The following is a 20,517-nucleotide window of genomic DNA, read 5'->3' as shown; positions in this document are numbered from 1 at the left end:
ATCAAAATTAAGTGATTACTTGCAAAATACCCCATTATCCAAAATAGAATAATGGGGTATTTTTATTTTTACATAATTATTTATAATTATTTATTTCTAACTCTGCTTCCACAGGTAATTTTTCCTTTAAAATATTAATAACTTTCTGGTAATCACTGGTTTTAAAATGAAAGGTTTGCTCCATAAAACCACCAAATAGTTTAACTTTTACATCCTTTGAATTAGTTAGTTGAACTTTCTCAATCTCATTCCACAATATAATCTCTTTATATCTATACATTGATATAAAGCCTTGGGAGCTAATTCCTCCCTTAATCCAGCTGCTTATAAACGTAAAAATACATAACATTCCTATTACATAATGAATCCAAGTATTAGCATAAAAATACATAATGCCTATGAGAATAATAATACCAAACAATACAACAACAATCTCTATAAGCCTTTTTCTTATTGGTATTATTAAGGCTTTTATATATTTTAGCTGCTTTAGTATTATTAAAATTAAAAGCACTGAAATAATAATGTCATTAATCTTCATTTATATCCTCCTGTTATAAAGCCTTTGATTTAGACTTCTTTTTTGCACTTAAAGATTCATTTATGTGTATCACTTGATGTCTCGTCATTGGCATTAATATAATTCCCGCTACATTCTTTCTACCCCAAAAATCAATAAGCCAATTTGATGCCTTTACATCCAATACTGCTCTCTCGTCTAATATACGTTGCAATCTGTGTTTATCAAAGTTTCTTTTCATATCCTCAGTGGAAAGATTCTCTACTATGTATCTTGTCCTTCTTCCTACTTCAATTCTATAATTTTTTAATTCTTCCATATTTATATTTTTACTAAATTCCATAATATCATCTTCTGACATTGCATTACCAGTATCTGTGATATTGGAATTGATTTTTTCTTGCCAATTTTCCCTATTAAATATCTGTTTATCGCCTGCAACTAATAAATTCATTGTTATATCCTCTATCCTAGTACAATGCCAAATGCCATAGGCGATAGTACGTCCCTTTTGATTTTGTGAAGTTCTAAACGTATTTTCATCTAACCCTTCCCGTAATTCATCTTCAAAAGTTTTTTTATCTACTCCTGACATAATGGATAAATGGACCATTGAATGCAAACTTAAAGCCAAGCTTTTACTTTCTTGAATTTTATCTGGTTTCAATATTATCTTTCTTAATTCCTTAATATCATTGTTCCATGATTTTAAATCCACTTAATATACTCCCCTTTATTTGTTCCCTATGGTTTATAATTAATTATCAACTCTAAAATTAATTTAGTGTTTTACCTTTTTAGTAGCTACATAATCTACTAGCTTCCCCAATGCAAACCCAATAATAAGACCAGAACACACTCCTATCGATCCACGCCAAGAGTATGAAGAAAAGGTTCTATCTATGTAATATCCTATTGACATTCCAAAAAGAGCAAAAATACCTGGAGTGTATATCTTGTTACTTCTTTTATTTTTTATCAAGCACTTCACCTCTATAAATGTTATTGATTATAAAAATAACATATAAATAGCTACTCCCCCTGTAAAAATTACAGCTATAAATAACATAACTGCTTCAATTTTTCTATTATCTTTATAACTTTGTATTCCATTAAAAATATTTATTAAGGCAACTAGTAAAAGCATAATAGGAATATTGTTCCACTTACCTGTAATGTTTAATATAGCTACAATAATAACTAGAATAGTTAATAATATTTTTATTTTCTTCAATTGTGCATACTCCTTTGATATTTTTTCTTAAAGTTAATTATTAACTCTAAAATTAATTATACACTAATAAAAGTAAATTTAAAATAATTTTACCATAGACAACCTTAGTAATTATCCTGATGATTTACACTAGCATTTCTGCATTGACTTATAATCTAAATATTTTTTATCCTCAAATTGCTAAAAAACACTGCATATTCATTTCTGAATGTGCAGTGCTTTAAATTGATTAAACTTTAAACTAAGATATTATAGCTAGTTATATAAATGCTAACGATTCTAAAAGTTATTTTTTAGTTATTGGCTCCAGCAGATTTAAATAAAAATCATTTCCTTCACCACTAGGTATGTGTTCCTCAAGACATAGACGGCTTTCATCAACAGCATATGCATTATTATCTTTCAATAATCTCATTAATGTTTGCCATGAATCGTATACTTCATTAGTGCTATTTAACGATGCATATAGGCCACCTAGCAACCTTTTTTCTTCAAAATATTCTGGAATTACAACCTGTTCTGGTACAGTAATAGAAGCTGCCCATCCATACTCTGTACAACCTGGACTATATGCGGTGGTATTAAAACCAAAAATTCTAGCAGTACCCATTAAATGTTCTGACTCTGCCCAATCCAAAACTTTTTTTAGTGCTTCATCCTCTGGAGAAGTGCTTATCACATTACATACTGCTACCCTCATATCAGGTAAACTAACAATTCGTAATGCTCCTGAAGTAATTGCGTTATTTGCCATAATAATATCCTCCCATTGCTCTATCATATTATTTGTAGAAATGATTTGAAGTGCCAATGTTTCTTCCATATTCACAAGGTATTCTGACTCATTGGATGGAAGCTCCGTGGAGTTTATAATTGAAAGACATTTACTTAACAAGTTTTTTTGCTTAGTAATTACAATATTTTCTTCACTTAGCTTATTAATTTGATTTCTAATAATCTTTGAAGCAACTTTAGGGTCTGCACTGTCAATGATGATTTTTACAAATTTCAAAGGAATATCCAGTTCCCTAAGCAATGTTACAAGACGTATTCTCTGTAGTGCTTCATCATTGTACATACGCCAACCTGATTGTGGATCTCGGGTACTATAGAAAAGCCCCTTGTCTTCCCAGTGACGAAGTGTACGACTGGTTAATCCAAATTGTTCCGATACCTGATGAATTGGTTCAAAATGGCTCATTTAACCACCTCCTTTTTCAATCTATGAGGTCCTCATAAGAAAATAATATCATTTGACGCTACGTCAATTACAAGGGTATTTTAGAAGTTTTTCTAATAAGTTGCAATTATTTAATATTTTTTACTTTTTAATAATAGCAATCCAAACTTCTTGATGATTTTCTTGCATATAGCATTCAATTACAGGAAGATCAGCTAATTCATATCCTGAATTAGGAAGCCATTCACTATAAAATTGCTTATAAACCTTTTGAGTCGCATCTGGCAGTTCTCCATTAGCTTCAAAAATTGCCCATGTTGCAGCAGGGTAAGTAAACTCTTTCATTCCTTCAAGTACTGGAACATGTTTGCAGTTTGGTACATCAACATGATTTGTCACCGCTATGATGTATTCCATTTCTTCCGACTCTCCCCATTGTCCTCCTTGAGCAATTCCTAAAAAACCTGCAGGTCTATAGTCGGGAAAGTTGTCAAGGAACATTTTCATAGTTCCATCCTTCCATGAGTTTTCCCAAATCTGAGGAATTACTTCAAAGGCCTTGGCTGTTTTTACTTTATGTGATACTCCCATTACTCTAAATTCAGGCCACTGTTCAATTTGATAATTCATATGATTTTCTCCTTTTATTGAAATTTGAAAGGAGAGCTTAGGACAGGATTTCAACTGTACAGTTTCATTTCTAACACTTGAAGGTAGTACTCCATGAAACTTTTTAAATGCCCTGGTAAATGAATCTTGAGATTCATATCCATACTTTAAAGAAATATCAATTATTCTTTCTGTGCTATTTAATAAATCAAAGGCTGCCATTGTTAATCGTCTGTTTCTTATATATTCCGATAAGGGCTTTTCCGCTATATATGAGAACATTCTTTGAAAATTGTAGACAGAACATCCAGCAATTTTTGAAATAGTTTCATAGGATATTTCATCATGAAGGTTTTCTTCTATATAATTTATAGACTCATTTAAATTTTTTATCCAATCCATTCTTCTCACTCCCAATTTAATAGTATCTTTATAAATATATTTACACTCGATATTTCATGCCCTATTTTGTAGCCTCATTATTATAAATTTACTTAGTTGTATTTCCCTTCTTTGAAGCTTCAATTATATTTTGAATTATTTTTTTAGATTCTAAAATATTCTCATCTGTATCAACAACTTCAAATATGATTTTTCCATCATAGTCCTTTAAGTAATTTTGAAAAATTAACCTAAAGTCAAGTTCACCTTGTCCAATAGGAAAATGTTCATGCTCTACATCAAAATGCTTATCTGCTATATGTATGCATTTAGGAAATTTCACTTTAAGTATTTCTTCCAAATGATTATAGTCATCTATATGAGCAATATCAAGGAGTAATTCAACATCTGGGTTTTTATCAAATACTACTTTTAAGTCACTTGGTGTATAGTTAATCTTGTCCATTACACTATTATTCTCAATATAAAGTTTTATATTGTTCTTTTTTAATAATTGGTTAGTCTTATAAATGTTGTCAGCAAGTAGATTTATAGTTTGAGAATTTATGATAAGACTTTTACATACGGGATGTATAATAACCTCTGTATGATTTAAATATTTTAATATCCTAATCAATTCATTATTATATTTATCATAATCATCAATATCATATACAGCATGAATTATTACTGGGAATTTTGAATTTAATACATATTCTTCTTTAGGAAATAATACCTTATCAAGTACTAATTCCCCTTTACTAAACCAAATTTGCATAAAATCAAATTTGTTTGATTTTGAAAAATCAATTTCATCTTTATAATTATTAAACCATCTTATACTTCTTCCATATTCTATCATAGTTATATATCCCCTTTTTTAATTTTCCGCACATAGCTCTAAAACTAAATATAAATTAATTGTACACCAATAAAAGTAAATACAAAACAACTTTCGTGATATAATATGTCTAATAAGTAAATAATTATAAGTTTACTGTTGGAGGTAGAAAAATGGCAGATTTAAAATTATCAGAAATTATGATCATGCAAAAGGAACTACAGGAAAAATATAAAGAAAAATGGACTCCTCTTTGTGCAGAGAATGGTCGTAACAGCTTGTTATGGATGATAGAAGAGATGGGAGAAGTAATAGCGATAATTAAAAAACGTGGAGAAAATGATATTATGAATGATGAAACAGTTAGAGCTGCTTTTGTTGAAGAAATGGTTGATGTTATGATGTTCTACAACGATGCATTGATGTGCTTCGGGATTACACCTGAGGAATTTTCAGAAGCTTTCATAAAAAAGCATTGTAAAAATATGAATAGAGATTTTGATCTTGAACATAAAAAATATCTGCTTTAATATTACCTGAATTAATCATAGTAAAATTAAATAGATTTAAAAGTATCAGATTTTTCGGCTCAAAAATAAGCTTACAACCTTAAACTATTACGAACTAAAGTCCAGTGATTTCGAATCACTGCACTTTTAAATTAAATATATTACATACCTATAATATATTATCAACACTATTTTAAAACAGAGTCAAAAATAAAAGTAGAAAAAAATATACTTATTGCAAATAATGCAAATAAGGCAAACATATTTAGAATCAAAAATACTGTATCTAAAATAGTAGCTAATTTTTTTCTTTTTCTAACATGCTACTCTTTTGTATCAAAGGAAATGCCACTAAGCTACCAACTATATAAAATATGTTAATTACTAAAAGATTTATAGCTACTGGAACTTCAAAAAAAATTTTGTAATAAATTCTATATAAATCACCTCCTGATATAGTTGACTATACAATATTTGATAAATAATTCAACATTGGATTTCTTTTCTTATCTTTCTATTCTAAAGCTTAATAATAAAATTAAAAATTTACTTCTACAAGTCTTTTCTTATCTTCGTCTTCTTTTCTGGTTGTGGCATCTTGCCTTTCAATTACAAGCCGCCCTTTATTAGTTTTTAATGATTGATCTGGAATTATGAATATAAGATCATAAGTATATTCTACTGATGGCTCAAACTCTGTTCTAAAATAATCTTTTCTCTCAAAACCATCTAATTTACTTGAAGAGACGCATTCACTATAATCACATTCATTAGTACTATTATTTTTATATACTACTAATCCCATACTATTTAAGTAGAGCTCCTTAACTTCTTTTGTATTATTCACAATAGTTAAATTAACTACTACATAAGAATTCTCTCCAGTTATGTTTCCACTTTCATCAAATGTATATCGTTCACTCCAATTTGTAGGTGCAGGAAAGTTTCCTTTTTCTTTTGATTCCATTGCTGAATTCACCTTATATGTATAAGGTCCAAAGGTAAACTCTTCTCCTACTTGAAAAATCCTTTTTTCACTTTCTTCTTTTGCTTCTTCTTTTTCAAGATTTCCTTCATCTTCTGCTACTTCTTCATTCTTCCAAACATTTTCTCCTGGAATAGGCATACCTTTAACTATAAGTATATAGATACTGCAAATAAACATTCCTGCTATAATTATTATGCAAATTACTTTACCCATTTTTCCTTTCACTTTTTACCTCCTTATATGAATATTCATTTAATGAAATTTTACTTCTACACATCTCATCTTATCTTCATATTCTTTTTCTGTTGAGGCATCTTGTCTTCTAATTACAAGCTGACCTTCATTGGTTTTTAATGATTCATCTGGAATTATAAATACAAGATCATAGGTATATTCTACTGATGGCTCAAGCTGTGTACTAAAATAATCTTTTCTTCCATAACCTTCTAGTTTACTTGAAGATAAACATTCACTATAATCACATTCATTAGTATTATTATTTTTATATACCGCTAATCCCATGCTGTTTAAGTAGAGTACCTTAACTTCTTTTGTATTATTCACAATAGTTAAATTGACTACTACATAAGAATTATCTCCAGTTATGTTGCCATTTTCATCAAATGTATATCTTTTTGAATAATCTGTAGGTGCAGGAAAGTTTCCTTTTTCTTTTGATTCCATTGCCGAATTAACTTTATATGTATAGGGTCCAAATGTAATCTCTTCTCCTATTTCATATAGCCTTAATTCACTTTCTTCTTTTTCAAGATTTCCTACATCTTCCTCTGCTACTTCTTCATTATTCCAAACATTTTTTCCTGGAATAGGCATACCTTTAACTATAAGTATATAGACACTGCAAATAAACATGGTTGCTATAATAATTTTTAAAATTAATCTCCCCATTTTTTCTTTCATTTTTTAATCTCCCAACACAATACTAATATAAAATTATATTTTTTTATAATATTGAACATGTCAAAATGTATACTAAAAACCTTCAACTTGAACACTTTTAAGATTTTCGTTAAAAAAGATTGTAAAATACAAATATATATCCTACAATCTTCTTTCTTAAATTTATCCTTAAATTATATGCTATCTGGACTCCATTTTCCAGATAAATATACCCTTAATTGATTTCCTGTCATACGAAGTTGTGCAGCATTATAACCTTTTTCATTTACATTATTAAGTAACTTTTTAGCTTGTCCCTTACCTACTAATACATTTCCATTGTAATTGCAGCATTCTTGCTGAGTTGGTCTAACAGAAGCATTACCAGCATCGTCGAAGACAGCATAGCCCCCCCATACATCAACGTAAACACTACAAGGTGAACCTAAATTAAATATATATGCTGATGAGTCATCTGACTTATATCTATATTTTGTTTCCACTATATTGTATCCAGAATAAAACTCTTTAAAATCAGTATCTACATAGTTATTTGCTTCAGCAATAGGTACTTTTACTGTCATTATTGTCATGAGTACCATTCCTAACATAATTCCTTTAAAAATATTATTTTTAATTTTCAATTGTCTTCCCCCTCTAAGAATAGGATGTCCTTTAATCCTATCTTGATAAATTTTTATAAATATAACTCAAACAATTAATCAAATCATAAGTATACTATTTTATTTTCGATATTTTATTATATACTATCTGGACTCCATAACCCTGATAAATTTACCCTTAATTGAGTTCCTGTCATTCTAAGTGATCCAGCATTATAATTTCTTTCATTTACATAGTTAGGTAACTTTTTAGCTTGTCCTTTTCCTACTAATACATTATTCTGACTAACATTACAAGAAGCTTCTTGTCCGTCATATTTATAAAAAACCATTCCTCTGCCATCTCTAGCAATTTCAAACTTACCTCTAGCACCCCATACATCAACATAAACACCACAAGGTGACCCTGAATTATTTATATATGACGAAGAGTCATCTTCCTTAGGTCTGTACTCCGTATTCACAGTATTATATCCTGAGTAAAAACCTCCAAATCCAGTGTCTGTATAGTTATTTGCTTCTGCGATAGTTAATTTAGCTGACATAATGGTCATAAGCGTCATTCCTAACATAATTCCTTTAAAAATATTTTTTTTAATTTTCAATTGTCTTCCCCCTTATTTAATAGGGTACGTTAACCCTATCTTAAACTTTTAAAATATAATTTGATTAATCATTTTAAGTTCTATGCATTTTATTATATCTTGAAAATTTTACCTTATATACGTAAAGTATTTACAAAGATAACTCCCCTAGTTTTTTTGTTATTAACTTTAACAATAACTACTTAGAGCTTATATATTATTAAATCTCAAGTTTAACATACTTTTTTATTGGATATATATCTAATGTTAAACGAAATTTTACTTCCTCAATTCTTTTCCAACTACTTTTATCATATTGAAAATCAAACATTTCATAGGGTAAATCTAATGTGATTTCTTCATTTGGGGCTAAAGTTAAGCTTGGACTTGCCTCTTCTCCATTAATTGTAATAAACATTTCATAATTTAAACCATTATGCCAATCAATAGATTCTGCTTCAAAAAAATCACATTCTATGCTTTGCTCTTTACTACTTGTATTCTTGAAGTTAACTGTTGCTACAATAGCTTTTCTTTCATCATTCTCAAAAAAAGTAGATTCTTCTAGATTCATATTTTTTATTTCATTGTCAGATATAAACTTAGCTTTTTCTACCTTTACTGTAATTCCTCTATATTCAAAGGTATCCCCTAGGTTATAAGCTTCTACAGGTGCCTGAGGATACTTATTGTTTATGTAATTATATCTTAGTCCAATTACTATAACTAAAATAAAAATAATAGCCAGTGATATTACTTTACTTTTCTTCTTCATAACTATCACCTTCCTTTTGGCGTTTATTATATGGTTTTAACCTTCCATTTTCCATAAAGAAAATTTCATCAGATAAAAATTCTAGTTCCTCACTATCATGACATGAAATAATTATTAATGCTCCTGCATCACGATATTTTTGTAATGTTTTTCTTAAAGATATTACACTACTTTCATCAAGGGCATTAGTTGGTTCATCTAGAATAATTATCTCAGGCTCTTCCATTATTGCAGCTGCTATTCCTAGTTTTTGTTTCATACCTAATGAATACTTTTTAAACTTCTTTTTTTCCTTTGGATCAAGTCCAACCATAGTTAATACTTCATTAATTTTATTATCATCTATCTTGCCTTGTATTTCTGATAATATTTTAAGATTTTTAAATCCGGAATAATTAGAAATAAAACCTGGACTTTCAATTAAGGCTCCCAAACTGTTTGGAAAAGAAATATCCTTTCCAAGAACTTGTCCATCAATTATAACTTCACCTTCAGTTGGTAAAATAAGACCACAAATAGCTCGCATTAACATAGTTTTCCCTGAACCATTTTTTCCTTTTAATCCATATATTTTACCATTGGTCATTTTTATATTTATATTATCAAGAATTAAATTTCCTGAAATTCTTTTTGTTAAGTTTCTTACTTCTATCTCCATATTCATGCTCCTTATTTTCTCATTTAAATAATTACTTTTCTAAAATATCATACCTTTTAATTTTATTTGCTCCTATAAATATGGTTGCTATTGATAATACTACACATATAACTATTCCATATACTATACTTACTCCACTGTCTCCAATGTTTAAATTACTACGTAATATCATTAAATAATTACCTATAAAAAATGAATTACAATAAAAAGGTGTTAGAGTTAAAACAGTAATGATAAACATGTTACTTATAATTGAATTAGTAAAGAGTGAAATTAATAATTGTATTAATGAAAAAGTAATGGATGTAATAAGTGGAAGTATTATTCCGACTACGAGTATTCCTTTAAAATTAAACTTTGAAATGTCTAGATTTGATAATATCAGATTTAGCTCCTTTGATAGTTCCAGTGATAATCCTCCGTGGAAAAGTGAAAAAACTGTTATGACAATGATAAAAATCGTATAATAGATTAGAACATTATATATGACCCATAGACACTTAGAAAGCCACCATGAAACTCTGCTTTTAGTTCTAATTAATACCTGAATTCCTGATTCACTTAAATCCTTCAATGGAAAATATCCAATGATAATGCTTAAATATATATTTACTAAAAACCATTGAGGCAGCTTATCTTGTAGTTCAACTGCATTTCCATCAAAAACATTCATTCCTCTAAACATAAATAATATAAAATCTGAAAAAGAGATTTCTTTACTAATCTTATTAAATTGTATAATTTTTTCAGCTCTTATTTGAAATACAAAACATAAAAATATAAATATACATAGGGCTATTGCATATCTTTTCCATCCCTCTATAGTACCTTTATAAAAATCATGTTTAATCTGTAAAAAGAAACTTCCTTTTTTCTTTTCATCACCAAATTTTATATTATTCATAATAAAATTCCTTTCTTTTTCCCAGAATAACTCCTAATATTATTGCTATTAATATAAGAACTATGCCATATAAAAACCCAATAATTAATTTATAGATGCTATTAATTGCTGTGTAATCAATATTTATCACTTTACATACAATTGGTACTGAAATTTCTAAAAATCCCAAGGTTACAACAAACAACCAGCTTATAATCTTCTTATTTGTTATCCAATATATTAATAATGAAATAGTTAATATTAGAACAATTCTGATAAAGGAACATAATAAAAACATTGTAATTACATAGTTTAAACTTATAGAGCTACATACAGTTTTATTTATTTTAAAGTAAATACTATTCACATTATTCCAGTTTATAAAGTGTGTAGTCATTAATCCCCCAAAGAAATAAGTGCAAAGGGAAATCCATATTGAAGAAAATATAGATAATAGGCTTATCTTATATACCTGCTTTATCCATAATAAAGTCCTACTTTTTTGTTTTATAATACTATTTATCCTTAGGTCATCTTTAATAATGTTAAAAAGCATAAAATTTGCTAAAATCATAATTTCAATTCCAAAAAACCAATATGCTAATACGTATATAAATGCATCTGCCACACTTTGAACATTATGAGTAAACACTCCACTTCTAATATGAAATAAAATTATAATAGCTAAAATAATCATATATCCTATGATTATTAGATAGTTACATTTTATATTTCTTAAAAACTCTTTTGTCCAATTTTTTAAATTAGTATATATCATCTTTCACTCCCTTGAAGAAAAACATACCAAATGTAATGATTGATAATCCAATAATTTCTCCTAAAACTACATATCCATTACATACTTCAAATCCTGGCTGCAAAAAATAGAAGGGAATATATTTAGCTAAATTAAAAGAACCTAGTACTGTGTAAACAAATATATATACTATAAATGGTGTAATTAACGCCATGAACCTATATTCAATGAAGAAACTCACTGATAACCCAATAGTAGCTATCAATCCACTAAAAATAAAATCTATCATTAAAAATCCAATTAAATATATATAAGGATGTGTAAAAAATAATTTACTCCATAAATGTGTTGGTCCTATTGCAAAGCTTTGAGTTACTTGAGGTACAAATGAGGGTAAAAACATAGCTGCAATAATCAAATTAACAAGTAGTGGTATAGTTATAGCTAATCCACCTGAAATGAAGGTAGCTATATATTTTGCTAAAAAATAATCCTTCTTTTTCGTTCTAATAAGAACATTTTTTATATATCCACTTTTTCTGTCAGTAAAAAAGGTATCTGCAAATGGTATTGCCGCTAACAATGGCAATAAGGCAAAAAATATATAGCTCTGTGGAAGTATATTAATATTACCAATCCACGCCTGAAATACGGTGGTTGGGGACGCCATTGGATAATTATCCACCACAACCCTTTCATTAAAATTGGCTATTGGGATAACATATGTAAAAATTTGTGACACTGTAATTAATAGCCCTAAAAAAAGTACAAGAGCCATAGTTTTACTTTTAATCGCTCTACTCAATTCAATCTTTATAAGTTTATTTTTCAAAATCTCACCTTCAATTCTAATAAATCACTTTAGTATATTTTTTACTATATTATTACATTTTTCATTAAATAACAAATTTAATATATTTATAGCGTTAACTTCTGTCAATTTATACATATTTATTTGTTTGCTTACAGAAAGCAAATATTAAAATGGTTACCTTTAAAGTATATCAAAATAAACTTTTAATTAAATAAAAGATACTTGAAAAGTCTAAATCTTAACTTAAGTTTCTTATTTTAAAATTATTTAGACTTTTAGAAGTAAATTTAAGTGAAACTTACTTTAATAGCTAATTTATAAAAGAAACTTAAATTGTAAAATATATAAATTATTTTCAAAATATAATATTGCCAAATGAACGTAAATGAACTATTGATATAGCTTATTATATAGAAAGAGGAACATTCAATTGAATTCTCTGATAAAATTTTAGAACAATCACCTGAGAATAAAAAAATCATGCAAGAGTATTTAAAAGAAAACTATAGTTCTATAGATTTAGAAGATGAAAGTGAATTTAAAGATTTAGCCATTATGGATTCAGATAAATTTGATGAAACTTCTGCTCAATGTTCAAAGGAATTGCAAGAGGATATAGAAAAGAAGGAAGATATATATAGAAAGTATCTTGGAGAAAAATTCACTAGTTTTAACCTTGTAAATTTTAACGTATTAAATCGAATAGAAGCTTATAAGCATAAGGATAATCATATTGATTGGGATAACACTAGAGATAAAATGATATATGAAAACTTTAAAATTCTTCAAAAGGAATTGCCTAAGGGAAAGTATTATGGACAATGGGGACTTAACCATACATTTCAAAGTAAAGAAAAAGATAAAATGTGGTTTGCTGCCTATCTAAATTCTGATGACTCAATATTTAAAGATAAGCTTTTGACAGTAATATATAACTATGATAATTGTGAGAAAATTAATATATCAGGGAATGGTAGATATTCCCCACATAAGTTCGCAGTTGTTTATCCACAAGTTAAGGAAACTAATGATTTATTAGAAGGCAATTTGAATATTTATAAATTAACAGGTGAGGATTCACCTTTTTCTGAAACACCAATGTATTATACTTATAATGGAGAAGAACTAGAAGCAAACATGTTAGATTTTTTTCAATATATCGTTTGTATAAGAGAATCTAAAGCAGCAGAGCCACTTAATGATGAGTATAATTAACTAAAATAAGATATAACTAGTAAAATATATAATCATATAAAGCTATAACATTCAAATAAATTCAGTTTATACCATTTACTTTTATAAGTAAATTAAGAAGACTTCTATAAAGAAAATAATATAAACACTAAGGAACTCCATAGAATAACTTCTGTGGAGTTCCTTAATTATTCCAATTTTAAATACAGATTGTTATCTATTATTTCATAGTCACATTTATCTGGAAAATTTCCCTTAATCTTTTCAAGTTTATCCCTATTTCTTTTAACAATAAATCCACTTATTACCGCAGTATTATCATCTTCCCATGAAATGTCCATTCTTATAACGCGATCATCATTAAACTCGCCTTCTATTTTAGGTGCCTTAATTGTTTTTTTAAAGAAAGAGCCTACTTTTTTATAAAATCTTACATTAGCACTTGGGTACCATGAAGTTTGAATATTTACTATTAATATATTTTCATTATTTGGTGAGGTATATTCTTCTGAAGTACGAAATCTATCATCTAAACCATTACCAATATGTAATGTAAATACATAAATGAACAAAAATATAATTGCTATCACCATGCAAAAAAATTTTTTCATCATAAATATTAAAACTATTGCTAAAATAGAATAGATAGCAATGTATGTATAAATGATTTTGTCATCATTCAATAGTGTAATTCCAAATTGTAAATCAAGAAACAATTTTATTCCTGGTATTAAAATTAATAAAGCAATTATAAAATATTTTATTATTTTAAACCTTTCTTTCATCAAATATCCTCCCCGAATAAGGCAAAAAATATATAGCTGCAGATGAAATACATCTAAAACCTGCACTTTTTAAAAAATAAGATATCAAAATTTAAGGCAAATATCAGCGGAATTTAATCATGCAAAGTTGAAGCAAACGGAACTTAGTTTTGCAAGCTGATTTCCGTAGGCTTATTAAGCTTGCTTATAATCCCTAAAAAATGGTTATCTTATATAAATTATAGCTTGTTTTAGGTCTTTTGACCACAAATTTAGGCTTTAAAACTGACTTTACTCTTGTGGTTGCAATAGCTTGCGCTAAAACGGAAGTTAGTTTTTCATTCAACGTCTCTCTTATTTTGAAGTCAATATTTACTGAAAATCCATTTGATCCAACGTTTGTCTAAAAAGCTTCGCTAATTGGGACTTCGCAAAAAAGCTAATCTAAATAAATATTGAATAAGCACTTATATTATTAATGCTCAACCGTTTCGGAATATTGCTCAAGGGTGGAGATTTAATCAAATTATTGTAATAATATCACTCCATTGGTATAATTGTATATGTAAAGATGGAGGTAATGTTATGAAAAAGAGATTAATAAGTGTTTTTTTATGTGCAATTATAGCTTTAAGCCTTGTAGGTTGCGGATTCATTGATGGATTTAAAGAAGGATTTAATGAAGGACTTAATGAATCAGAACAAGAGAAGAGTGAACGTAATTAAGTAATTTAGTTATATAAGCTAACAATAATATATATTAATTATGGGGACTTACATAGGGAATTGAATTGCAGTGGAAATATTCGGAAAGAAAAATAAGAATGGTGATAGAAGTGTCAATTTATCAATAGAACGGGTACACCCTACATACATATAAAAATAAGCCACATGTTGAATATTAATTCCACATGCGACTTTTCTTGTTTCCATTATTTATTTAGAAGTTGGCAAATAATTTTAGAACAATGTTACTTAACTGCAACTTTTAATTCTTGTTCTTTTCATGATGAAATATATGGTTATAATTTTCGTAGAATATATTTAGTAAAATCTTTTACTATATCATCATCAATTTGATTTAAAACTTTGTTTTTAAAGAGCAATGCTAAGATTAGCAACCCCATAAAAATATTAATATATACATCTTTTAAGTCAAAGGTAAAATAACCATTTACTAATATGTAGTCCAAACTACCATTCCAAAAAATCTTGTCAATTAATGAACACATAGCACCAGAAAATATGAAAGCATACATAATATTAATAGTTTTGTTAGGTCCAAATTGTTTATTTAGATATTTATAAAACAGATATATTAGTATACTCATAGTTGCTACTATTGAAATATGAATCCATTTACCGATACCTAATTGCAACATAGAATTAAACCATGAATAGTCCCTATTGAACATAGGCTTAAAGTATAATAAAGGAGGCCATATAGGAAATTTTTTGTCAAGAAAATTGTTATTAATTACTATTTTAATAGCCTGTTCCATTGATATTAAAATAAGCACTGCTATACCTGTTTTTTTGTTTTGAATTTTCATATTTATTCTACACCACCCAATATAGATAATATTATCACAGTTTACAAAACTTTGAAACAATTATTCCCCTTTAAAACTCTTCTGCTCCCAAAGCTTATTATGAAAAGAATCACTGCAAGTACTATAAAAGCTACCCTTAATGAAGTTACTTGTCCTATAACCCCTAATAATGGAAATATCATAATCATAAATATACTGAAGCATATACTTTGAACAGATATTAAGGTTGCTCTTTGAGCTGATGGGATAAGCTTATTTATATAGTCAGAGCTAACAGGATATAGGATATTTATACTTATAGAAAACATAATAAATCCTATGATAGAAATTAAATTCTTACTGCTAATAAGAACCATAAGCCACACTCCTCCTAACATTGGGACTATATAAAGCATAGCTTTTTTTAATTTTCTTTCTACTTTATAGGCGAATTTTGCTCCTATTGCACAGCCTATACTTGATATTACATAGATTATTGCTATGAAACTTCTAGAGTATCCCATTTCACTAAAATACTGTTGAGTATAAAAATGAGTAGTTGTGCCGGTCATAAATATTAATTCAAAAAACATCATTATTAGTATAATTTTTTTATTAGATTTCATTACTTCATAACAGCTTTTAAAATGACCTACTATAGTAACTCTTTCCTTTGCCTCTTCATGAAATTCTGGTTCTTTAAATCCAAAGGAAATTCCTAGTGCACATATACTTACAATGGCTGCTAATCCATAGCTATATGTAAAGGAGTAATCTGATAATATTCCTCCAACTAATACAGCTATTCCTTGGGCTACTTCAATTATAAAATTTAAATTTCCATTTATCTTTAGATATTTTTCCTCTTCTCCTGTAACCTTTAAGGAGTCATAAACTAAGGCTTCTTCTGAGCCTGAGTTTAAATTATAAGATATGGCGGATATTACAAAGGCAATGGCAAACCCTAAAAAACTATTGCAAAACAGCATTAAGATTGCTCCAATTGCGGACATTATCCTTCCAAGTATTATAGTATTCTTTCTTCCAACAATATCAGCAATGGCTCCTGTTGGAACTTCACATATTAAACTGGTTATATGGTGAACTGATTCTAAAAGTCCTATTTCTATAAGAGACATGCCTTTATGAGCTAAATATAATACCCAAATGGCAGAGCTTATATCTATGGAAGATAAAAACTTATACATATAATCAATTTTTATATTTTTCTTTATCCTGGTTAAGTAATCTACGCTCTTCCCTTTATTAATTTTATTTATATTTAAACTTTCTTTTACGTTATTCATTGTAACTCCCCCTAATGATTTCTATAAGTAAAGCTTCATAGAAGCTAAGAACTCTGTTAATTAGCATAATAAAAGACTCTATTATTAAGAATTTAATCTTATAATAAAGTCTTGGAGTTACTTTTGAAGTTGAAGGACTATTATTCCTGCAAAATCATCTTAAAAAAAGATACAGTAACCCCTTGGTTTTCAATATTGCAGTTTTAGTCATAGAACTGCTGCTCATTGGGGTATATCCTTTTTTTATATTAAGATATCTCACAGTCATTTCCTCCATTTTTTCTTATATAATTTATTATATCATATGGGTAATATTTTAGTATACATTATTATCCTATTTTTTTATATAATTTAAATATTTACATAGATACTTCTTTCTCTTCTTTATAATCATCAATTCCATAGTTTCCCCAGCAAGGAGTTTCAATTCCTATATCTAGAGAGTTAAACTTTGCGCCTTTAGTGCTATTATAATTATCTAAAGCTTTAAATACAATTTTACATCCTAATAGTAATATAGGTACATTGGCATATACAACTAGTATGTTTACTAAGTCAGATATATACCATAGGTTCCCTAGTTCTAGTCCTGATAAAACTGTTAAACAACCAAAAGGTACAAATATAAAGGCACCTAAACTTCTTATGGTATTAATACATTTCTTACTTTTTGATATAAAGTTTCCTGATATCTCTGCAAATAGAATCATTCCAAGTAAGGTTGTAAATGCAAATAATCCATAGCATAAAGATATTATTATAGTAGCAATTGAGTCAAAGGCTGTACCTGGAATTAAGTATTGTACAGAGGTTAAATAAACTGTTAGCTTAGAACCTTTTATACTCTCCCAAGCCACTCCTGATTCAGCTGCCCAAAGGCTTGCCATAACTACAACTATTCCTGTCATTGTGGCAATTACCATAGTATCTAAAAATACTCCTAGAGCTTGTACTAATCCTTGTTCTACTGGATGATCAGTATCTGCAGTAGCTGCGGCCATAGTTATAGTACCTTGTCCAGCTTCATTTGACATAAGACCTCTTTTTATTCCTTGAGCAAGTGCTACACCAAAGGCCCCACCAAAGATGGCTTGTGGTTTAAATGCCCCTGCAAATACTGCTGTGAAAAACACAGGTACTTTATCTAAGTTAAATATAATTATTACTAATGTTATTCCTACATAAATTATAGCCATTATAGGCACTAACTTATCTGTAACCTTGGTAACACCATTTATCCCTTTAAATACAGTAACTACAACTGAAGCTATTAATAATATAGTAATTGCATAGTATAGTAATGATTGTCTTTCATAAACTGTTCCTGTAATTGTTTCTACTACTGAACTTAAACTAGTTACAATATTAAAGGTTTGAGCTGGTATACAGAACATTGCATATACAATAAATAAAACAGCTAGTACTATTCCTATTACTCTTTTATTACCTAAAATCTTCATCCCATAAAAAGGTAGTCCTCCAACAAACTCATCGTCCTTTTTCTCTTTAAAAATTTGAGCTAAAACTGCTTCTACAAAGGCTGTAGCCATTCCAAAGAAGGCAGAAACCCACATCCAAAATATAGCTCCTGGTCCTCCTACACTAATTGCTCCTGTAACTCCTACTATATTCCCAGGTCCTATTCTCATGGCTGAACTTAGTAGAAATGATGCTAAAGGACTAATACCAGCTTCATGAGATTTCTTCTCTGCAAGTATTTTAATCCCTTTTTTAAACTTAGTACATTGAACAAAGCCCATTTTAAATGTGAAATATATACCTGATCCTACTAAAAGTAAGATGGCTAAAGAAAACTTTCCTATTATAGGAATATTAGAATACCATTGAAAATTAGTTGGGAAATCCCATAAAAAGTCTGCCACTGGTACTATAAACTCAAATATTTTATTTATGGAGTTAAAAAATCCTTCCATTGTTATATCCCCCCGAAATTTTATAATGTGTAGTTATTATCTCATATCACCCATATTTAAACTAGAATTATTAAATTACATCCATGGAAATTAAATCCTCGTAGCTTTCACGTCTTACAATAATTCTTTCTTGTCCATCTTTTATCATCACTACAGCAGGCTTCGGAATTTTATTATAATTGCTAGCCATAGAGTAATTATATGCACCTGTACTCATAACTGAAAGAATATCTCCTCTTTTTATAGAATGAGGCACCATTAAATCCCATATTAGTATATCTCCTGATTCGCAGCATTTTCCAGCTATTGTAACTGTTTTATTTCTTTCATTATCCATTTTATTTGCTAAATATGCTTGATACTTTGCTGTATATAATGCGGTTCTTGGATTGTCTGGTAATCCTCCATCTATGGAGACATAGGTTCTTACTCCTGGAATATCCTTAATAGTTCCCACGGTGTAAAGAGTTATACCAGCCTCTCCAACCATCCATCTTCCTGGCTCAATAAAAATCTTAGGCATTTTAAGTCCATTTTCATAGGTTTTTTTCTTAATTGCTTCCATTATTGCATCAATAAAATAGCTTAGAGATTTTGGCTTATCGCTTTCTAAATATTTTATGCCAAAGCCTCCTCCAACATTTAACTCTTCTATTTCTATATCTAAATCATTTTTTAGCTTTTTCATCAATCTAATTGCGTTTTCTATAGCTTTCAGATGGGAGGAGTTATCAAATAATTGTGAACCTACATGGAAATGAATCCCTCTGAAATTTATATTTCTTGATGTTGTTGCTATAGTTATAGCTTCCTTTATAATTTCATCATCTAATGGAATACCAAATTTAGAATCCTTTTGACCAGTACTTATATACTTATGAGTATTGCAATCTATATTTGGAGTTATTCTAAATAAGATATCTACAACTTTATTTGCTTCATTGGCAAGGTCATCAAGCACTTGTAATTCATCTAAACTATCAACCACTATTCTTCCTACACTATACTCTATTGCCATTTTTAATTCTGCTGTTGTCTTGTTATTACCATGAAACATTATGTCCTTTGGGTCAATGCCAGCTCTAATTGCTACAAAAAGTTCCCCTCCTGATACTACATCTATTCCCATGCCTTCTTCCTTCATTATTTTACACATTTCTAAAGTCAAAAAAGCTTTACTTGCATAAAATGCCTTAGTATTAGGATACTTTTCTATGAAACTTTCCTTTAACTCTTTACACTTATTTCTTATGCAATCCTCAGATATTACATATAAAGGTGTATCGTACTTTTGTGCTAATTCCTGAACATTACATCCATAAAAATATAAGTTTCCTTCTTTAATGCTATTTTGTAACATATCTATTGCCTCCTACTAAATTTCTTACTTTAATAGTAAAGCAATATCTATGCCACATTTTTAAAAGATATTTACTAAATTAATCCCTTTAAAATAGCCATTTTTTATTAGTGTTTAAATATAGTTTATATGTTTTTCCATATTTTCGAACTATTCTAAATATTGTTTTC

Annotated in this window: 24 protein-coding genes; 3 read left to right on the top strand and 21 right to left on the bottom strand. The window is 28.5% G+C overall.

Annotated features, from left to right (window positions below):
• Positions 1 to 76: 76 nt before the first annotated feature.
• From B3Z56_RS01285 to B3Z56_RS01255, 7 genes are all read right to left on the bottom strand, one after another.
• Positions 77 to 541, bottom strand: a complete 465-nt coding sequence (locus tag B3Z56_RS01285; protein WP_346847118.1) for a hypothetical protein — start codon at positions 539 to 541, stop codon at positions 77 to 79.
• A gap of 13 nt (positions 542 to 554) precedes the next feature.
• Positions 555 to 1,238 (bottom strand): DinB family protein, encoded by a 684-nt coding sequence (locus tag B3Z56_RS01280; RefSeq protein ID WP_346847117.1) that lies wholly within the window; start codon positions 1,236 to 1,238, stop codon positions 555 to 557.
• Between the two features lie 63 nt (positions 1,239 to 1,301).
• Positions 1,302 to 1,502, bottom strand: coding sequence for a hypothetical protein (locus tag B3Z56_RS01275; RefSeq protein WP_346877652.1), 201 nt, complete (start codon positions 1,500 to 1,502; stop codon positions 1,302 to 1,304).
• A gap of 27 nt (positions 1,503 to 1,529) precedes the next feature.
• On the bottom strand, positions 1,530 to 1,754 hold the full coding sequence (locus B3Z56_RS01270; RefSeq protein ID WP_346877651.1) for a hypothetical protein: 225 nt from the start codon (positions 1,752 to 1,754) through the stop codon (positions 1,530 to 1,532).
• 286 nt (positions 1,755 to 2,040) lie between these two features.
• Positions 2,041 to 2,955: a MerR family transcriptional regulator gene (locus B3Z56_RS01265; RefSeq protein ID WP_346877650.1), complete on the bottom strand. Its 915-nt coding sequence runs from the start codon at positions 2,953 to 2,955 to the stop codon at positions 2,041 to 2,043.
• Between the two features lie 120 nt (positions 2,956 to 3,075).
• On the bottom strand, positions 3,076 to 3,945 hold the full coding sequence (locus tag B3Z56_RS01260) for an AraC family transcriptional regulator (protein ID WP_346877649.1): 870 nt from the start codon (positions 3,943 to 3,945) through the stop codon (positions 3,076 to 3,078).
• A gap of 88 nt (positions 3,946 to 4,033) precedes the next feature.
• Entirely contained in the window at positions 4,034 to 4,786 is a 753-nt protein-coding gene (locus tag B3Z56_RS01255) for a sugar phosphate isomerase/epimerase family protein (protein WP_346877648.1), read from the bottom strand.
• Positions 4,787 to 4,938: 152 nt separating this feature from the next.
• Here B3Z56_RS01255 and B3Z56_RS01250 point away from each other — a divergent pair, with 152 nt between their 5' ends.
• Entirely contained in the window at positions 4,939 to 5,295 is a 357-nt protein-coding gene (locus B3Z56_RS01250; RefSeq protein ID WP_346847112.1) for a nucleotide pyrophosphohydrolase, read from the top strand.
• A gap of 517 nt (positions 5,296 to 5,812) precedes the next feature.
• Here the strand turns inward: B3Z56_RS01250 and B3Z56_RS01245 are convergent.
• From B3Z56_RS01245 to B3Z56_RS01205, 9 genes are all read right to left on the bottom strand, one after another.
• Positions 5,813 to 6,487 (bottom strand): hypothetical protein, encoded by a 675-nt coding sequence (locus B3Z56_RS01245; protein WP_346847111.1) that lies wholly within the window; start codon positions 6,485 to 6,487, stop codon positions 5,813 to 5,815.
• A gap of 27 nt (positions 6,488 to 6,514) precedes the next feature.
• Complete coding sequence (locus tag B3Z56_RS01240) at positions 6,515 to 7,183, bottom strand: DUF4352 domain-containing protein (protein WP_346847110.1); 669 nt, start codon at positions 7,181 to 7,183, stop codon at positions 6,515 to 6,517.
• Positions 7,184 to 7,356: 173 nt separating this feature from the next.
• On the bottom strand, positions 7,357 to 7,806 hold the full coding sequence (locus B3Z56_RS01235) for a DUF2712 domain-containing protein (protein WP_346847109.1): 450 nt from the start codon (positions 7,804 to 7,806) through the stop codon (positions 7,357 to 7,359).
• Positions 7,807 to 7,922: 116 nt separating this feature from the next.
• Entirely contained in the window at positions 7,923 to 8,390 is a 468-nt protein-coding gene (locus B3Z56_RS01230) for a DUF2712 domain-containing protein (RefSeq protein ID WP_346847108.1), read from the bottom strand.
• Between the two features lie 199 nt (positions 8,391 to 8,589).
• Complete coding sequence (locus B3Z56_RS01225; RefSeq protein ID WP_346877647.1) at positions 8,590 to 9,144, bottom strand: hypothetical protein; 555 nt, start codon at positions 9,142 to 9,144, stop codon at positions 8,590 to 8,592.
• A complete protein-coding gene (locus B3Z56_RS01220) occupies positions 9,128 to 9,802 on the bottom strand; it encodes an ATP-binding cassette domain-containing protein (RefSeq protein ID WP_346847106.1) in 675 nt (224 codons plus the stop codon). The genes B3Z56_RS01225 and B3Z56_RS01220 overlap by 17 nt, the downstream gene beginning before the upstream one ends.
• A gap of 31 nt (positions 9,803 to 9,833) precedes the next feature.
• Positions 9,834 to 10,706: a hypothetical protein gene (locus B3Z56_RS01215; protein ID WP_346847105.1), complete on the bottom strand. Its 873-nt coding sequence runs from the start codon at positions 10,704 to 10,706 to the stop codon at positions 9,834 to 9,836.
• Positions 10,699 to 11,463: a hypothetical protein gene (locus B3Z56_RS01210; protein ID WP_346878090.1), complete on the bottom strand. Its 765-nt coding sequence runs from the start codon at positions 11,461 to 11,463 to the stop codon at positions 10,699 to 10,701. Before B3Z56_RS01210 ends, B3Z56_RS01215 begins: the two co-directional genes overlap by 8 nt.
• Complete coding sequence (locus B3Z56_RS01205) at positions 11,450 to 12,274, bottom strand: hypothetical protein (protein ID WP_346847103.1); 825 nt, start codon at positions 12,272 to 12,274, stop codon at positions 11,450 to 11,452. The genes B3Z56_RS01210 and B3Z56_RS01205 overlap by 14 nt, the downstream gene beginning before the upstream one ends.
• A gap of 462 nt (positions 12,275 to 12,736) precedes the next feature.
• Between B3Z56_RS01205 and B3Z56_RS01200 the strand changes: the two genes are divergently transcribed.
• The gene (locus tag B3Z56_RS01200) at positions 12,737 to 13,471 is read left to right on the top strand and encodes a hypothetical protein (RefSeq protein ID WP_346878089.1); all 735 of its coding nucleotides are present in this window, start codon (positions 12,737 to 12,739) and stop codon (positions 13,469 to 13,471) included.
• Between the two features lie 167 nt (positions 13,472 to 13,638).
• On the opposite strand, the gene B3Z56_RS01195 is transcribed toward B3Z56_RS01200, so the two are convergent.
• Positions 13,639 to 14,235, bottom strand: coding sequence for a hypothetical protein (locus tag B3Z56_RS01195; protein ID WP_346878088.1), 597 nt, complete (start codon positions 14,233 to 14,235; stop codon positions 13,639 to 13,641).
• 564 nt (positions 14,236 to 14,799) lie between these two features.
• Here B3Z56_RS01195 and B3Z56_RS01190 point away from each other — a divergent pair.
• The gene (locus B3Z56_RS01190; protein WP_346878087.1) at positions 14,800 to 14,940 is read left to right on the top strand and encodes a hypothetical protein; all 141 of its coding nucleotides are present in this window, start codon (positions 14,800 to 14,802) and stop codon (positions 14,938 to 14,940) included.
• Between the two features lie 296 nt (positions 14,941 to 15,236).
• Here the strand turns inward: B3Z56_RS01190 and B3Z56_RS01185 are convergent, their stop codons facing one another.
• From B3Z56_RS01185 to lysA, 4 genes are all read right to left on the bottom strand, one after another.
• Positions 15,237 to 15,767, bottom strand: coding sequence for a signal peptidase II (locus tag B3Z56_RS01185; RefSeq protein WP_346878086.1), 531 nt, complete (start codon positions 15,765 to 15,767; stop codon positions 15,237 to 15,239).
• Between the two features lie 41 nt (positions 15,768 to 15,808).
• Positions 15,809 to 17,053 carry an MFS transporter gene (locus tag B3Z56_RS01180; RefSeq protein ID WP_346878085.1) on the bottom strand — a complete coding sequence of 415 codons (1,245 nt, stop codon included), beginning with the start codon at positions 17,051 to 17,053 and terminating at the stop codon, positions 15,809 to 15,811.
• A gap of 359 nt (positions 17,054 to 17,412) precedes the next feature.
• Positions 17,413 to 18,987: an amino acid carrier protein gene (locus B3Z56_RS01175; RefSeq protein ID WP_346878084.1), complete on the bottom strand. Its 1,575-nt coding sequence runs from the start codon at positions 18,985 to 18,987 to the stop codon at positions 17,413 to 17,415.
• Between the two features lie 70 nt (positions 18,988 to 19,057).
• Complete coding sequence (gene lysA / locus B3Z56_RS01170) at positions 19,058 to 20,347, bottom strand: diaminopimelate decarboxylase (RefSeq protein ID WP_346878083.1); 1,290 nt, start codon at positions 20,345 to 20,347, stop codon at positions 19,058 to 19,060.
• Positions 20,348 to 20,517: the final 170 nt, after the last annotated feature.

The organism is Clostridium sp. UBA7791, assembly GCF_002480755.1.
Classification (GTDB): Bacteria; Bacillota; Clostridia; order Clostridiales; family Clostridiaceae; genus Clostridium_J; species Clostridium_J sulfidigenes.
This window is presented reverse-complemented; position numbering and strand designations above follow the sequence as displayed.

Excerpts from the sequence above, each read along its gene's own strand:
- B3Z56_RS01185 (WP_346878086.1), bottom strand. The coding sequence starts at position 15,767 with ATGAAAATTCAAAACAAAAAAACAGGTATAGCAGTGCTTATTTTAATA.
- B3Z56_RS01175 (WP_346878084.1), bottom strand. The coding sequence starts at position 18,987 with ATGGAAGGATTTTTTAACTCCATAAATAAAATATTTGAGTTTATAGTA.
- lysA (WP_346878083.1), bottom strand. The coding sequence starts at position 20,347 with ATGTTACAAAATAGCATTAAAGAAGGAAACTTATATTTTTATGGATGT.
- B3Z56_RS01195 (WP_346878088.1), bottom strand. The coding sequence starts at position 14,235 with ATGAAAGAAAGGTTTAAAATAATAAAATATTTTATAATTGCTTTATTA.
- B3Z56_RS01255 (WP_346877648.1), bottom strand. The coding sequence starts at position 4,786 with ATGATAGAATATGGAAGAAGTATAAGATGGTTTAATAATTATAAAGAT.
- B3Z56_RS01220 (WP_346847106.1), bottom strand. The coding sequence starts at position 9,802 with ATGGAGATAGAAGTAAGAAACTTAACAAAAAGAATTTCAGGAAATTTA.
- B3Z56_RS01190 (WP_346878087.1), top strand. The coding sequence starts at position 14,800 with ATGAAAAAGAGATTAATAAGTGTTTTTTTATGTGCAATTATAGCTTTA.
- B3Z56_RS01210 (WP_346878090.1), bottom strand. The coding sequence starts at position 11,463 with ATGATATATACTAATTTAAAAAATTGGACAAAAGAGTTTTTAAGAAAT.
- B3Z56_RS01240 (WP_346847110.1), bottom strand. The coding sequence starts at position 7,183 with ATGAAAGAAAAAATGGGGAGATTAATTTTAAAAATTATTATAGCAACC.
- B3Z56_RS01200 (WP_346878089.1), top strand. The coding sequence starts at position 12,737 with ATGCAAGAGTATTTAAAAGAAAACTATAGTTCTATAGATTTAGAAGAT.
- B3Z56_RS01180 (WP_346878085.1), bottom strand. The coding sequence starts at position 17,053 with ATGAATAACGTAAAAGAAAGTTTAAATATAAATAAAATTAATAAAGGG.
- B3Z56_RS01225 (WP_346877647.1), bottom strand. The coding sequence starts at position 9,144 with ATGAAGAAGAAAAGTAAAGTAATATCACTGGCTATTATTTTTATTTTA.
- B3Z56_RS01265 (WP_346877650.1), bottom strand. The coding sequence starts at position 2,955 with ATGAGCCATTTTGAACCAATTCATCAGGTATCGGAACAATTTGGATTA.
- B3Z56_RS01260 (WP_346877649.1), bottom strand. The coding sequence starts at position 3,945 with ATGGATTGGATAAAAAATTTAAATGAGTCTATAAATTATATAGAAGAA.
- B3Z56_RS01215 (WP_346847105.1), bottom strand. The coding sequence starts at position 10,706 with ATGAATAATATAAAATTTGGTGATGAAAAGAAAAAAGGAAGTTTCTTT.
- B3Z56_RS01250 (WP_346847112.1), top strand. The coding sequence starts at position 4,939 with ATGGCAGATTTAAAATTATCAGAAATTATGATCATGCAAAAGGAACTA.
- B3Z56_RS01285 (WP_346847118.1), bottom strand. The coding sequence starts at position 541 with ATGAAGATTAATGACATTATTATTTCAGTGCTTTTAATTTTAATAATA.